The sequence below is a fragment of the Ensifer aridi genome (assembly GCF_002078505.1).
GTDB classification, from domain to species: domain Bacteria; phylum Pseudomonadota; class Alphaproteobacteria; order Rhizobiales; family Rhizobiaceae; genus Sinorhizobium; species Sinorhizobium aridi.
In genome coordinates, this window is record NZ_LUAV01000013.1 from 47,775 (window position 1) to 61,541 (window position 13,767).

General features: G+C 61.9%; 11 protein-coding genes and 1 riboswitch. Of the genes, 7 read left to right on the top strand and 4 right to left on the bottom strand.

Annotated elements, in window-relative coordinates:
• Window positions 1-11 precede the first annotated feature (11 nt).
• Window positions 12-149: a hypothetical protein gene (locus tag AYK65_RS32385; RefSeq protein WP_172401994.1), complete on the bottom strand. Its 138-nt coding sequence runs from the start codon at window positions 147-149 to the stop codon at window positions 12-14.
• Window positions 150-590: 441 nt separating this feature from the next.
• Here AYK65_RS32385 and AYK65_RS12895 point away from each other — a divergent pair, with 441 nt between their 5' ends.
• A complete protein-coding gene (locus tag AYK65_RS12895) occupies window positions 591-4,382 on the top strand; it encodes a vitamin B12-dependent ribonucleotide reductase (protein ID WP_081158640.1) in 3,792 nt (1,263 codons plus the stop codon).
• Window positions 4,383-4,474: 92 nt separating this feature from the next.
• On the top strand, window positions 4,475-4,903 hold the full coding sequence (locus tag AYK65_RS12900; protein ID WP_026614041.1) for a GNAT family N-acetyltransferase: 429 nt from the start codon (window positions 4,475-4,477) through the stop codon (window positions 4,901-4,903).
• A 28-nt stretch (window positions 4,904-4,931) separates the two neighbouring features.
• On the opposite strand, the gene AYK65_RS12905 is transcribed toward AYK65_RS12900, so the two are convergent.
• A complete protein-coding gene (locus tag AYK65_RS12905) occupies window positions 4,932-5,579 on the bottom strand; it encodes a glutathione S-transferase family protein (protein WP_046120930.1) in 648 nt (215 codons plus the stop codon).
• Window positions 5,580-5,765: 186 nt separating this feature from the next.
• Here AYK65_RS12905 and AYK65_RS31670 point away from each other — a divergent pair, with 186 nt between their 5' ends.
• Both AYK65_RS31670 and AYK65_RS12910 read left to right on the top strand, forming a co-directional pair.
• Window positions 5,766-5,921: a hypothetical protein gene (locus AYK65_RS31670; RefSeq protein ID WP_139015644.1), complete on the top strand. Its 156-nt coding sequence runs from the start codon at window positions 5,766-5,768 to the stop codon at window positions 5,919-5,921.
• Window positions 5,922-6,968: 1,047 nt separating this feature from the next.
• Complete coding sequence (locus AYK65_RS12910) at window positions 6,969-7,349, top strand: hypothetical protein (RefSeq protein ID WP_046120929.1); 381 nt, start codon at window positions 6,969-6,971, stop codon at window positions 7,347-7,349.
• Window positions 7,350-7,413: 64 nt separating this feature from the next.
• Here AYK65_RS12910 and AYK65_RS12915 read toward each other — a convergent pair whose 3' ends face one another.
• The gene (locus tag AYK65_RS12915; RefSeq protein ID WP_081158642.1) at window positions 7,414-8,400 is read right to left on the bottom strand and encodes a DUF1775 domain-containing protein; all 987 of its coding nucleotides are present in this window, start codon (window positions 8,398-8,400) and stop codon (window positions 7,414-7,416) included.
• Between the two features lie 97 nt (window positions 8,401-8,497).
• Window positions 8,498-8,893, bottom strand: coding sequence for a hypothetical protein (locus AYK65_RS12920; protein ID WP_081158704.1), 396 nt, complete (start codon window positions 8,891-8,893; stop codon window positions 8,498-8,500).
• Window positions 8,894-9,059: 166 nt separating this feature from the next.
• Window positions 9,060-9,147, top strand: a riboswitch (glycine riboswitch).
• Window positions 9,148-9,290: 143 nt separating this feature from the next.
• Between AYK65_RS12920 and gcvT the strand changes: the two genes are divergently transcribed.
• Genes gcvT through gcvP form a run of 3 tightly spaced genes read left to right on the top strand, consistent with a single transcriptional unit; the run spans window position 9,291 to window position 13,673 of the window.
• Window positions 9,291-10,430: a glycine cleavage system aminomethyltransferase GcvT gene (gene gcvT, locus AYK65_RS12925; protein WP_026614036.1), complete on the top strand. Its 1,140-nt coding sequence runs from the start codon at window positions 9,291-9,293 to the stop codon at window positions 10,428-10,430.
• 16 nt (window positions 10,431-10,446) lie between these two features.
• Window positions 10,447-10,809, top strand: a complete 363-nt coding sequence (gene gcvH, locus AYK65_RS12930) for a glycine cleavage system protein GcvH (protein ID WP_026614035.1) — start codon at window positions 10,447-10,449, stop codon at window positions 10,807-10,809.
• Complete coding sequence (gene gcvP / locus AYK65_RS12935; protein WP_081158644.1) at window positions 10,809-13,673, top strand: aminomethyl-transferring glycine dehydrogenase; 2,865 nt, start codon at window positions 10,809-10,811, stop codon at window positions 13,671-13,673. The genes gcvH and gcvP overlap by 1 nt, the downstream gene beginning before the upstream one ends.
• Window positions 13,674-13,767: the final 94 nt, after the last annotated feature.

The window sequence follows — 13,767 nt, forward strand, 5'->3', positions numbered from 1 at the left end:
GTGTCCCTACGTCACATTCCCGGCGGCTTCGCAATCGCGGGTAGCGCAACGGCATTCCAGTTACCCGCTTTTTCATCCATAAAAATTTGATTTTCCGCCTGTCGCTGCGGCATCTTCGCAAGCAAATTCGGGAAGCCCCTGATTTTCAAGGGCTTGATCGATGTCCCCGTTTTCCACAGTCGGTCCACACAACATCTAGCGCTCAAACTTCCGTCACAAACCACCCCTTGACGCCCCGAGGCGATTCACGGTTAATGGATTTTACGTTGCGACGGCGGCGGACCGGAAAGTTCAGAGGCCGGTTCTTCTCCCCAAATCGTCGATTCTGACATGTGGCTCCGGCGGGGCTCCCCTGCTGCCGCAATGGAGGAATTTTGCGCGAATTTTAGGGCGCCGAAGCAGCATTTCGCGCTGGCATAAACAACCTGTTAATACTATATTTAGTGTTTGCGGCCAGCATCATCACAAGATACAGGGTTACCCAGGAGCTGGGTTTCCTCACATCGATGGAAGCTGAAGCTGGCTGCGGGAACCCTCGCGGCCGGGCGGGGTTAACTGCGCCTTGGCGCACGGCAACAAAGGACGGGACAATGAAGATCGAGCGTCGTTTCACGAAGGCAGGGCAATCCGCCTATGCCGAGATAGAATTCCGCAAGGCGACGAGTGAGATCAAGAATCCAGACGGGTCGATCGTTTTCCGGCTCGAGAATATCGACGTGCCCGCGCAGTTCTCGCAGGTCGCCGCCGATATTCTCGCGCAGAAATATTTCCGCAAGGCCGGCGTGCCTGTGAAGCTGAAGCGGGTCGAGGAAAACGACGTGCCCTCTTTCCTGTGGCGCTCGGTTCCGGACGCGGAAGCGCTGAAGGCGCTGCCGAAGGAAGAGCAGTACGGCTCCGAAACCGATGCCCGACAGGTCTTTGATCGCCTGGCCGGCACCTGGACCTACTGGGGCTGGAAGGGCGGCTATTTCGATACCGAGGAAGATGCGTCCGCCTTCCGTGACGAACTCGCCTACATGCTCGCCACCCAGCGCGTCGCGCCGAACTCGCCGCAATGGTTCAACACCGGCCTGCACTGGGCCTATGGCATCGATGGTCCCGGCCAGGGTCACTTCTATGTCGATCCCTTCACCGGCAAGCTGACGAAGTCCAAGTCCGCTTACGAACACCCGCAGCCGCATGCCTGCTTCATCCAATCGGTTGCCGACGACCTCGTGAACGAAGGCGGCATCATGGATCTCTGGGTGCGCGAGGCGCGCCTCTTCAAATACGGCTCCGGCACCGGCTCCAATTTCTCGCACTTGCGCGCCGAAGGCGAGAAGCTCTCGGGCGGCGGCAAGTCGTCGGGACTCATGAGCTTCCTGAAGATCGGCGACCGCGCTGCCGGCGCCATCAAGTCGGGCGGCACGACGCGCCGCGCCGCCAAGATGGTGGTCGTCGACATCGACCATCCGGATATCGAGGAATATATCAACTGGAAGGTGAAGGAAGAGCAGAAGGTCGCCGCTCTCGTCACCGGCTCGAAGATCGTCGCCAAGCACCTGAAGGCGATCATGAAGGCCTGCGTCAACTGTGACGGCAGCGACGATGCCTGCTTCGACCCGAAGCAGAACCCGGCTCTGAAGCGCGAGATCCGCGCTGCCAAGCAGGCTCTGGTTCCGGAAAACTACGTCAAGGGCGTCATCCAGTTCGCGCGCCAGGGCTACAAGGACATCGAGTTCAAGACCTATGACACGGACTGGGACTCTGAAGCCTATCTGACCGTCTCCGGGCAGAACTCCAACAACTCCGTCTCGATCAAGGACGACTTCCTGCGCGCCGTGGAGGCCGATGGCGATTGGCACCTGACCGCCCGCAAGGACGGTCGCGTAATGAAGACCGTGAAGGCCCGCGACCTCTGGGAGTCGATCTCCTATGCCGCCTGGGCTTCGGCCGATCCGGGCCTGCACTTCAACACGACGATGAACGACTGGCACACCTGCCCGGCTGCCGGCCCGATCCGCGCGTCGAACCCGTGCTCGGAATACATGTTCCTCGACGACACGGCCTGCAATCTCGCATCGCTCAACCTGATGCAGTTCAAGGATGCCGCCACCAAGCGGATCAACATCGGCGATTACGAACATGCCGTCCGGCTCTGGACGATCGTTCTCGAAATCTCGGTGATGATGGCGCAGTTTCCGTCGCGCGAGATCGCCGAGCTCTCCTATGAATACCGCACGCTCGGCCTCGGCTATGCCAATATCGGCGGTCTCCTGATGTCATCCGGCATTCCCTATGATTCGCGCGAAGGCCGCGCCATCGCCGGCGCGCTGACGGCGATCATGACCGGCGTCGCTTATGCCACCTCGGCAGAAATCGCCGCCAAGCTCGGCCCCTTCCCCAGCTTTGCGCCGAACCGCGACAACATGCTGCGCGTCATGCGCAACCATCGCCGTGCGGCTCATGGCGAGACGGCCGGCTATGAGGGGCTCTCGGTCAATCCGGTCGCGCTCGTCCATGGCGATTGCCCCGATCAGGAGCTGATCGCGCATGCCAAGAGCGCTTGGGATAAGGCGGTCGAGCTCGGCGAGAAGCACGGCTACCGCAACGCCCAGGCGACGGTGATCGCGCCGACCGGCACAATCGGCCTCGTCATGGATTGCGACACCACCGGCATCGAGCCTGACTTCGCGCTGGTGAAATTCAAGAAGCTCGCCGGCGGCGGCTATTTCAAGATCATCAACCGCGCCGTGCCGGAAGCGCTGCGCACGCTCGGCTACACGGAGAGCCAGATCGCCGAGATCGAGGCCTATGCCGTCGGCCACGGCAACCTCAACCAGGCGCCCGCCATCAACCCGGCGACGCTGAAAGCGAAGGGCTTCACCGACGAGAAGGTCGATGCCGTCAACGCCGCACTGAAATCGGCCTTCGATATCAAGTTCGTCTTCAATCAGTGGACGCTCGGCGCCGATTTCCTCAAGGAGACGCTCAAGGTCACGGACGAGCAGCTCGCCTCGATGGACTTCAACCTCCTCGAGCACCTGGGCTTCTCGAAGAAGGACATCGAAGCCGCCAATATCCATGTCTGCGGCGCGATGACGCTCGAAGGCGCGCCATTCCTGAAAGCCGAGCACCTGCCGGTCTTCGATTGCGCCAATCCCTGCGGCAAGATCGGTAAGCGCTACCTTTCGGTCGAAAGCCACATCCGCATGATGGCAGCCGCTCAGCCCTTCATCTCGGGTGCGATCTCGAAGACGATCAACATGCCGAACGAGGCGACCGTCGAGGATTGTAAGAACGCCTATATGCTCTCCTGGAAGCTGGCGCTGAAGGCCAACGCCCTCTATCGCGACGGCTCCAAGCTGTCGCAGCCGCTGAACGCCTCGCTGATCGAGGACGAAGAGGACGAGGAAGTGATCGAAGAGTTGATGCAGGCGCCGGCTGCGGCCCAGGCTGTCGCGGTCACCGAGAAGATCGTCGAGCGCGTCATCGAAAAGGTCGTGCGTGCCCGTGAGAAACTCCCGAACCGCCGCCAGGGCTATACCCAGAAGGCGATCGTCGGTGGCCACAAGGTCTACCTGCGAACCGGCGAATTCGGCGACGGTCGTCTTGGCGAGATCTTCATCGACATGCACAAGGAAGGTGCCGCCTTCCGCGCGATGATGAACAACTTCGCCATCGCCATCTCGCTCGGCCTGCAATATGGCGTGCCGCTCGAGGAATATGTGGAGGCCTTCACCTTCACCAAGTTCGAGCCGGCCGGCATGGTCCAGGGCAATGACGCGATCAAGAACGCGACGTCGATCCTCGACTATGTCTTCCGCGAGCTCGCCGTCTCCTATCTCGGCCGCCACGACCTTGCGCATGTCGATACCTCAGACTTCAGCAACACGGCGCTCGGTCGCGGCATCCAGGAAGGCAAGACCAATCTCGTCTCGACCGGCTGGACCCGTGGTTACAAGCCGACGCTCGTCGGCGGCTCGGGCGACCGCTCCGAGCCGAAGGGTGCCGCAACCGCCGCCCCTGCCCGCGCCTCCGGCGGCGCCACGGTGACCTCGATCGCCGGCAATGCCGCCCGCAGGCTGGAGCCAGCAGTGGCTGCGACCACCTCGGAAGTCGTCGCCTTCAAGCGCGACTACGAGGAGCGCGCCGCCGAGCTTGCCGAGGAGATCGCTGAAGAGGTCGAACAGGAAGTAACCGCCCTCTTCTCCGACAAGGCGGCGGCGGAGGCTGCGTCCGCCAAGAGCGAGGCCAAGAAGGTCGAAGCCGAACGCCGCGCCCGCTCTATCATGCAGGGCTACACCGGCAACATGTGCTCCGAGTGCCAGAACTTCACGATGGTGCGGAATGGTACGTGCGAGAAGTGCGATACGTGTGGTGCGACGAGCGGGTGCTCCTGATTAGCAGCGCCGGCTGCTGCTGCTGAACTACTCCGGGAAAGCCCAAGGGTCACACCTTGGGCTTTTGCCGTCTAAAGAGAGAGCAAAGGTATATGCCCACTCCCCTCCTCGACATCATCCCCACCGATCCTAATCCTGACGACATCCGCGCCATCGTCGCGGCGCTGAACGTCTATAACACTGCCAACAGCGGCATGGCCGACCAGCCCGGCTTTGCCGTCATCATCCGCGATCCGGAAACGCGAGCGGCCGTCGGTGGGCTTTATGCCGTCGACGGTTATGGCTGGGCCTTCATCCGCTATCTGGCGATCCCCGAAGAATATCGCGGGCACGGGCTCGGCCGGCGGCTCATGGAGGAAGCGGAGAAGATCGCCAAGGCGCGCGGCTATATCGGCCTGTGGCTCGACACCTTCGAATTCCAGGCGCGACCTTTCTACGAGAAGCTCGGCTTCGAGCTCTTCGGCGAACTCGAAGGCGGACCGGGCTCTATTCCGCGCTATTTTCTCAAGAAGCGCTTCTGACCACCGGCGTTGGCGACGGTCGAAGCGGTCAGTCCATGTGGATTGGCTGAGTTTCCTTCATCGAGGGCCGGGCAGCGATTCGGGCCCACCACCCCGCCAGATTGTCGTATTGCCGGATCATCTCCCGGCCTTCCGGCGCCACGAGGAAGTAATCGAACATCGGTGCGGCATAGAGGTCGGCCAGCGATATGGTCTCGCCGGCAAGCCAGGGCGCCGTCCCCATGATGTCTGACATGGCCTTCAGGCATATCCGCGCCTTCGGAAGCGCTGCGGCAATGGTGGCTTCATCAGCGGTCGCGCCCTTCGCCGGCTTGGAGATTCGCTCCACATAAATACTCCACACCAAGGTGGGATAGGCGTAGTTGTCAGCGATGCTCATCAGTTGATTGCAACGGGTTCGCTCCCGAACATCGGCAGGCTGAAGCTTCGGCCCGTCGAACACGTCGTCGGCGTAGCGCGTTACCGCACCGGTCTCGTACAGCCTGAATCCATTGTGTTCAAAGGCAGGAATGCGCCCGAACGGATGCCGTTCTAGGTAGGCGGGTGGCGGGCCGTCGCTCGCAAAGATATCGATAGGAACGAGATCGTAATCCACACCCTTCTCGACCAGCGTAAGCCGAACGATCCGCACGTAAACGCTGTACGCCGCTCCGAACACGCGTGGTTTTTCAATCACTGCTGCTCTCCCGTTGTCGGACGACTTCGAGCCTTTGCCCGATCTTCAAGGCTACAGTGTGCGATTGAACCAGATGGTTGCAACCTTGACCGTAAGAAAAAGCAAGAGAGTCATGTCAAACCAATGGACTAGGCGCTTCGGATGCCGCAATTTGGCCGTGTCTGACGAAGCCGAATCGGAGAGTCCATGCCCCTCAAATATCTGACGATCTTGATGCTTGTTGTACTGTCGGGCTGCGCAAGCACTGGCGCCGGCAACACGACTTACGCGCAGTGGTATGGGCCGAACCCGGTTCCCGATTTCGGCGCTGCAAGCCCCGGCGGGCTGCGGGTTGGGTATTGAGAAAAACACGTAAAGAGCGAAGCGCTCCTCTCTCTGGTCGGGTGTTTCCCTCTGGCTGCATGAAATGGAGGACCGCGCCCATGTCCGTCTGGCGAGACGGTATGGCCGCGGCGCAGCGCCTTTCCCTGCGGCGCGACGAGACCATGATCGCCGCAGAAATGCGTCGAAGACAGGACCGATATTGGATGATGAGGTGGCCTGCCGGCGGCTGATGTCAGGCTCGCACGGCCGCAGAATCACCGCGGCGGAACGATCCCTTGATAATACTCACCCTCGCCGCCGACATAGCCGACTCCGGTATGCGAACACGCCGCTAGCGTTGCGAGTGCGAGCAGCAATACGATTTTGCGCATAGGCCTCGTACCTTTCCTAACAGATTGATGACCATTGATATTCCGCCATACGCGCAGGATCAATTCCAACTTCGCGGTCGCACCCACTCGTCACTCGGTCTTGCGGCAGGCCACGGGAAGATCGCAAGATGTTGGGCTCCGAGCCCCGCCAAAGCGACGGCGCAGGATCGCCTGTCCACGTGCGGCCATTGCGCGCCATTTCTTTTGATGCAGGTACGGGCAATCTCATTAGAAGGGCGTCGGCGGTACGACGCCGGTGTAATACTCCCCTTGCCCCCCATAATAGCGCTCTCTGTAGCGCTCGGTGTCGGGCCTCCCTGTTTGCGAGCACGCGCACAAAGTAGAGATCGCTAGCAATAATACGATCGCGCGCATAGAGCTTCGTCCTTTCCTGATTATTGTTCCCCGATGCACTTGCACTGCGCAGGACTGCGTCGTTTTCTTCATTGCGACGGCGATTGTACATGCTGCTCAACCGTCGGTATAGAAATTTGCGTGTAGTGGAGAGCAAACGCTGCGCAGCCCTCGACGATGTGGTTGCCTCCTCGCCTTCGGTCTCTCCAACAAGCTCCGCAACTGTTCTCAGCCCGAGCCACCAAATACTAGGATTTGCCTAAAACCCGAGCACTCGACTTCACCAGGCCGCAAGCGAAATCTGGCACAGGAAGAACATTCGTGATCCAGGGTGAAGAGGATGACCCAAGTCGTTACCGTTTCCGCGACGACGGCGGCTTACGCGGCGGAAGCCGTCAAGCCATCCGCGCGCGTGCGCGGCGATGGTCCGGCCGATGAGGCGATCACGCTCCTTTCGGTCGGCAAAGAGCCGCCGCGCCACCAGGGAGCAATCCCGACGATAAGGAGCGCTCTGCCCTTGGCACTCATGTTGATCAGCGCCAACCGTCGCCCGCCGCAGGAGAGCGAGGCCGAGGCGCTGCGCCGCTATCTCGAATATATGCAAGACGAAGAGAGTGGCGACCAACAGGAGAGCCTGCCGGACGAGAATCCGGACGAAGACGAAGGGCAGCAAAGCGACGAGATCGCCGAGATGCTTGACCGGTTTATTCAGGGAAAATGAACCGGTCAGAAAGCGGGCTCGCGCGAACCACGGCGCATTGCGCGGTCAATGCCGCCGCTCGGGACTATTTATGTTCATGACCGGGCGTATTGTGGCCGCTTGCGGCGCCGACCGGCAGGACGTAGTCCACTTTCCCAGCCTTCTCGAAGCTGAGCGTCACCGGCACGCCATCGCCCTCGGCGAAGGGCTTTTTCACTTCCATGAACATCAGGTGCAGGCCGCCGCTCTTGAGTTCGACGGTCTCGCCGGCAGGGATCGCGATGCCATCGTCGAGCTTACGCATCTTCATGACGTCGTTCTCCATCGTCATCTCATGCAGTTCGACGCGTCCGGCGGCCGGGCTTTCCACGGCAAGCAGCCGGTCGTCGGTGTCGCCGTTGTTCTTGACGACGAAGCCGCCGCCACCCACCTTGGCGCCCGGAAGCATCGCCTTCACCGCCCCGCCCGAGATTTGGAGATCGCCGGCCTCGACCGGGCCAGCGGTCACTTCCTGCCCCTGCTTTCCGCCATGTCCCGCGTGCTCGTCTCCACCGGCAAGCGTTACCGTCACGGTCGGCGCCGGGTTCTTCAGCGAATGGGCGTCCTGCCCCTTGGCCGGCACCTCATCCCAGACGACCTTGCCGTCGGCGCCGCAAAGTTGCGTTGTCGGAAAGGCGAGCACGGTTTCCTGGTCGAAGCCTGAGAGTTTTCCGCGGATGACGAATGTGTCGTAATATTCATCCGGCAGATTGCCGCCCTTCCAGCGGATCTCGATAGGACCGGACGAAACCTTCGTCCCGTGATCGTCGTCGGTTTTCTGATAGCCGCCCTCGACGATTTCGACTTCCCAGCCCGGCTTGGGCTGCGGCTTAGCGAAGACGAAGCCCTCGGGCAGCTTCACCTGCACTTCCGTCGTCGCCTTGCCGTCGCAGCCGTGCGGCACCTGCAGAACCGCTTTGAAGGTCTTTTCGGCGGGTGCTTTGTCGACTTCGAACGTCGCGTGAGCATGAGCGAAACCGGCGGCAGCGAGCGTCAGGCCGGTGGTGAGAGAAGCAAATCTGATCTTGGTCATGTCGTAATCCCCGTACCACGCGCCTTCAAACGAGAAGCTCCGGCGCTCGTGGTCGATACCGCCTCAGCGGCTGCGATAGTGGAATGGTTTCAGTGCGTTACGACAGACGCGGAGGGCCACGGGAGGGCGGCAGCAGGCGCAGGGGCGCCAGCGCTGCCTCTGCCTCGACGATTGGTGCTTTTGCAAGCCAGTTGCCCCTTTCGGCTGGCATGCTTTCGCCGGTCGGCGTTGGCAGGAGGACGGATGCCGCGAGACGGCAGGCTTCGCAGATCGGGGCGCTTGAAGACGACTTGCCACGCCCCGCGTCATGGTCGACGCCTTCGGTACCGAAGCAGATATCGGCGAAGGTGCCATCGGGAAGAAGATATTCGGCGGACGTCGCGAGACTTAGCCCCTTTGCAAGGGCCGGCTTGTGGGCAAAGGAAAGAAAGACGAGTGCAAAGGCTGCGACCAGCCGCACCGTCATCCGCCATTTTTTCCCACGCCCGATCATTTCCGCCTCATTGTCCCGTTTCTCGTTACCCACAACCGGCAGGATTTGCAAAGGCTGATTTGTCGCAGGATGCTCCCCGCGGACGATGGTGAAGCGACGGCGACAAAAATATGTTCGGTCGCGACATAGGCACTTGCCAAAATCCGGCCTTCGCCGTTATCTGGAGACGACCTTGTTGGGAGAAACCGGTTCGATCCGGTGCCGAAGGAGCAACCGCCCCGGAAACTCTCAGGCCAAAGGACCAGCAAGGTGCCGGTAGGACTCTGGAGAGAAGCGTTTACGCTCGCCGAAGGGATAACAATCTCAGGCAAAGGGACAGAGGGGGCTCGAATTTGTCGGCGTTTTCACGCCGGTAGTGTGAGCCGGCGCGCGAATGCGCCAGACCTGGAGGCCGGACTTGGAAGACCTTTCCCATCTGAAGCACACGCCGTTGCACGCGCTGCACCTTTCGCTTGGTGCGCGCATGGTGCCCTTCGCCGGCTATGACATGCCGGTGCAATACCCGGAAGGCGTGCTGAAGGAACACCTGCATACGCGGGCCGCAGCCGGTCTCTTCGACGTCTCCCACATGGGACAGATCGTGATTCGCCCGAAATCCGGGCGCGTCGAGGATGCGGCACTCGCGCTCGAGCGGCTGGTGCCGGTCGATGTTCTCGGTCTTGCTGAGGATCGCCAGCGTTACGGACTTTTCACCAATGCCGAAGGCGGAATCCTCGACGATTTGATGATCGCCAACCGCGGCGACCATCTCTTCCTCGTCGTCAATGCTGCCTGCAAGGATGCCGATTTCGCGCATTTGAAGCGCGGCGTCGGCGACACTTGCGAAGTCACGCTCCTTGACGACCGCGCCTTGCTCGCCCTTCAGGGGCCACGCGCCGAAGCCGTGCTCGGAGAGCTTTGGGCGGATGTCGCATCGATGCGCTTCATGGACGTGACTGAGGCCGACCTCCACGACGTGAGCTGCATCATCTCGCGCTCCGGATATACCGGTGAGGATGGCTTCGAGATCTCGGTTCCCGCGGCCTCGGCGGTGGATGTGGCGCAGCGCCTGCTGGAACACCCGGATGTGATGCCGATCGGTCTCGGAGCGCGTGATTCGCTTCGCCTCGAGGCCGGCCTTTGTCTTTATGGCAATGACATCGACACGGGCACGACGCCGGTCGAAGCCTCGCTCGAATGGGCAATCCAGAAGAGCCGGCGCTCCGGCGGCACGCGGGCCGGCGGTTTTCCGGGCGCGGACCGGATCCTTGCCGAATTTGCCGATGGCGTCAGCCGTCGCCGCGTCGGCCTGAAGCCGGAAGGCCGAGCGCCGGTTCGCGGTGGGGCCAAGCTTTTCATCGATGCGGAAGGCAAGCAGGCGGCCGGTACCGTCACATCCGGCGGCTTCGGCCCGAGCGTCGATGGCCCGATCGCCATGGGCTATGTCGACGCCGAGCATGCGGAAAACGGCACTAGGCTTTTCGCGGAGGTGCGCGGCAAATATCTGCCCCTCACCGTCTCTGCCCTGCCCTTTGTCAAACAAACCTACAAGCGCTGACCCAGGAGAAGTGCGTATGCTGAAATTCACCGAAGAACACGAATGGCTGAAGATCGACGGCGACATCGCGACCATCGGCATCACCGAACATGCAGCGAGTCAGCTCGGCGATCTCGTCTTCGTGGAGCTGCCGGAAGCCGGTGCCGCTTTCTCCAAGGGCGCCTCGGCCGCGACCGTCGAATCCGTCAAAGCGGCATCGGACGTCTATTGTCCGCTCGACGGCGAAGTGGTCGAGGTCAACCAGGCGATCGTCGACGATCCCTCGCTCGTCAATAGCGACCCGCAGGGCGCGGCCTGGTTCTTCAAGCTGAAGCTTTCCGATCCGAGCTCAGCCAACGCGCTTCTCGACGAGGCGGCCTATAAGGAGCTTATCGGCTGATGAGCATGCCCAAGGACTTCACCTTTACCGACTACAAGCCTTACGATTTCGCCAACCGACGCCACATCGGCCCCTCGCCGGCCGAGATGGAAGAGATGTTGAAGGTCGTCGGCTATCCGAGCCTCGACGCGCTGATCGACGACACCGTGCCGCCGTCGATCCGGCAGAAGACGCCGCTTGCCTGGGGCACGCCGATGACGGAGCGCGAAGCGCTCGACAAGCTGCGCGAGACGGCGAACCGCAACCAGAAACTCGTCTCACTCATCGGCCAGGGCTACTACGGCACGATCACGCCGCCGGTGATCCAGCGCAACATTCTGGAGAACCCGGCCTGGTACACCGCTTACACGCCCTATCAGCCGGAAATCAGCCAGGGGCGGCTGGAAGCGCTGCTCAACTATCAGACGATGGTCTGTGATCTGACGGGTCTCGATGTCGCGAACGCCTCGCTGCTCGATGAGGCGACGGCGGCGGCCGAAGCCATGGCCATGACCGAGCGTGTCGCCAAGTCGAAGGTGAAGGCTTTCTTCGTCGATGAGAACTGCCATCCTCAGACGATTGCGCTTCTGAAGACCCGGGCCGAGCCGCTCGGCTGGCAGATCGTCGTCGGCGATCCCTTCAAGGATCTGAACGCCGCGGGCGTTTTTGGTGCGATTTTCCAGTATCCCGGCACCTACGGCCACGTTCGCGACTTCTCCGGCCTGATCGCGAAGCTGCATGAGCAGGGCGCAATCGCCGCCGTCGCAGCCGATCCGCTGGCACTGGCGCTTCTGAAGTCTCCGGGCGAAATGGGCGCCGACATTGCGGTCGGTTCGACCCAGCGCTTCGGCGTACCGGTCGGCTACGGCGGCCCGCACGCTGCCTATATGGCCGTCAAGGATGCCTACAAGCGCTCCATGCCCGGCCGCCTCGTCGGCGTGTCGGTCGATTCGCGCGGCAACCGCGCCTACCGGTTGTCGTTGCAGACGCGTGAACAGCATATCCGCCGCGAAAAAGCCACGTCGAACATCTGCACCGCCCAGGTGCTGCTGGCCGTCATGGCCTCGATGTATGCGGTCTTCCATGGTCCGCAGGGTATCAAGGCGATTGCCCAGAGCGTGCACCAGAAGACGGTCCGCCTCGCCATGGGGCTCGAAAAGCTCGGCTATACCGTCGAGCCGGACGTGTTCTTCGACACGATCACCGTCGAAGTCGGCAAGCTGCAAGGCATCATCTTGAAGACCGCAGTCGCCGAAGAAGTGAACCTTCGCAAGATCGGCTCGACCAAGATCGGCATCAGCCTCGACGAACGCTCGCGGCCCGTCACGCTCGAAGCGGTCTGGCGCGCCTTCGGCGGCGATTTCAAGGTGGAGGAGTTCGAGCCGGGCTATCGCCTGCCGCAGGCGCTGCTCAGGACCAGTGAGTATCTCACCCATCCGATCTTCCACATGAACCGCGCAGAAAGCGAGATGACGCGCTATATGCGCCGCCTCGCCGACCGGGATCTCGCGCTCGACCGCGCGATGATCCCGCTCGGATCCTGCACGATGAAGCTCAATGCGACGGCGGAGATGCTGCCGATCACATGGCCTGAATTTTCGGAGATCCACCCCTTCGTGCCGACCGACCAGGCGCTCGGCTACCGGCACATGATCGAAGACCTGTCGCAAAAACTCTGCGCCATTACCGGCTATGACGCGATCTCGATGCAGCCGAATTCAGGCGCCCAGGGCGAATATGCCGGGCTGCTTGCAATCCGAGGCTATCACATCGCCAATGGCAATCCCCATCGCGACGTCTGCCTCATCCCGACGTCGGCGCACGGCACCAACCCGGCCTCCGCGCAAATGGCCGGCATGAAGGTCGTCGTCGTCAAGGTGAGCGACGTCGGCGAGATCGACATGGGCGACTTCCGCGCCAAGGCCGAGCAATATGCGGACACCCTCTCCTGCTGCATGATCACCTACCCCTCGACGCACGGCGTGTTCGAGGAGAATGTCCGCGAGCTCTGCGAGATCGTCCACAAGCATGGCGGCCAGGTCTATCTGGACGGCGCCAACATGAACGCCATGGTCGGCCTTGCCCGCCCGGGAGACATCGGTGCGGACGTCAGCCACCTGAACTTGCACAAGACCTTCTGCATTCCGCATGGCGGCGGGGGGCCCGGCATGGGGCCGATCGGCGTCAAGGCGCATCTGGCTCCCTTCCTTCCCGGCCATCCGGAAACCGGCGGGCATGAAGGCGCGGTTTCCGCCGCTCCTTTCGGTTCGGCGTCGATCCTGCCGATCTCCTGGAGTTACTGCCTGATGATGGGCGGCGAAGGCCTCACCCAGGCGACGAAGGTGGCGATCCTTAACGCCAACTATATCGCGGCACGGCTGAGGGGCGCCTATGACGTGCTCTACAAGTCGGCCAAGGGGCGCGTCGCGCACGAGTGCATCATCGACACGCGGCCGCTCGCCGAAAGCGCCGGCGTGACGGTTGACGATGTCGCCAAGCGGCTGATCGACTGCGGCTTCCATGCGCCGACGATGAGCTGGCCGGTCGCCGGCACGCTGATGATCGAGCCGACGGAATCGGAGACAAAGGCGGAACTCGACCGCTTCTGCGATGCGATGCTGGCGATTCGTGAAGAGGCTCGCGCGATCGAGGAAGGCCGGATGGACCAGGTCAACAATCCGCTGAAGAATGCGCCACATACGGTGGAAGACCTCGTCGGCGATTGGGATCGGCCCTATTCTCGCGAACAGGCCTGCTTCCCGCCCGGGGCCTTCCGCGTCGACAAATACTGGTCGCCGGTCAACCGAGTCGACAATGTCTATGGCGACCGCCATCTCGTCTGCACCTGCCCGCCTATCGAAAGCTACGCGGAGGCGGCGGAGTAAATTGAGCCGGAGGCGTGACCCGCGCACGCCCCCTCACTCTCGGCAAAGAAAAAAGCCCGGCGTCAGCCGGGCTTTTTTCTCAATGCAAGAGACG

Coding starts and splice junctions, on each gene's coding strand:
- AYK65_RS12895 (WP_081158640.1), top strand. CDS start 591: ATGAAGATCGAGCGTCGTTTCACGAAGGCAGGGCAATCCGCCTATGCC.
- AYK65_RS12900 (WP_026614041.1), top strand. CDS start 4,475: ATGCCCACTCCCCTCCTCGACATCATCCCCACCGATCCTAATCCTGAC.
- AYK65_RS31670 (WP_139015644.1), top strand. CDS start 5,766: ATGCCCCTCAAATATCTGACGATCTTGATGCTTGTTGTACTGTCGGGC.
- AYK65_RS12910 (WP_046120929.1), top strand. CDS start 6,969: ATGACCCAAGTCGTTACCGTTTCCGCGACGACGGCGGCTTACGCGGCG.
- AYK65_RS12915 (WP_081158642.1), bottom strand. CDS start 8,400: ATGACCAAGATCAGATTTGCTTCTCTCACCACCGGCCTGACGCTCGCT.
- AYK65_RS12920 (WP_081158704.1), bottom strand. CDS start 8,893: ATGATCGGGCGTGGGAAAAAATGGCGGATGACGGTGCGGCTGGTCGCA.
- gcvH (WP_026614035.1), top strand. CDS start 10,447: ATGCTGAAATTCACCGAAGAACACGAATGGCTGAAGATCGACGGCGAC.
- gcvP (WP_081158644.1), top strand. CDS start 10,809: ATGAGCATGCCCAAGGACTTCACCTTTACCGACTACAAGCCTTACGAT.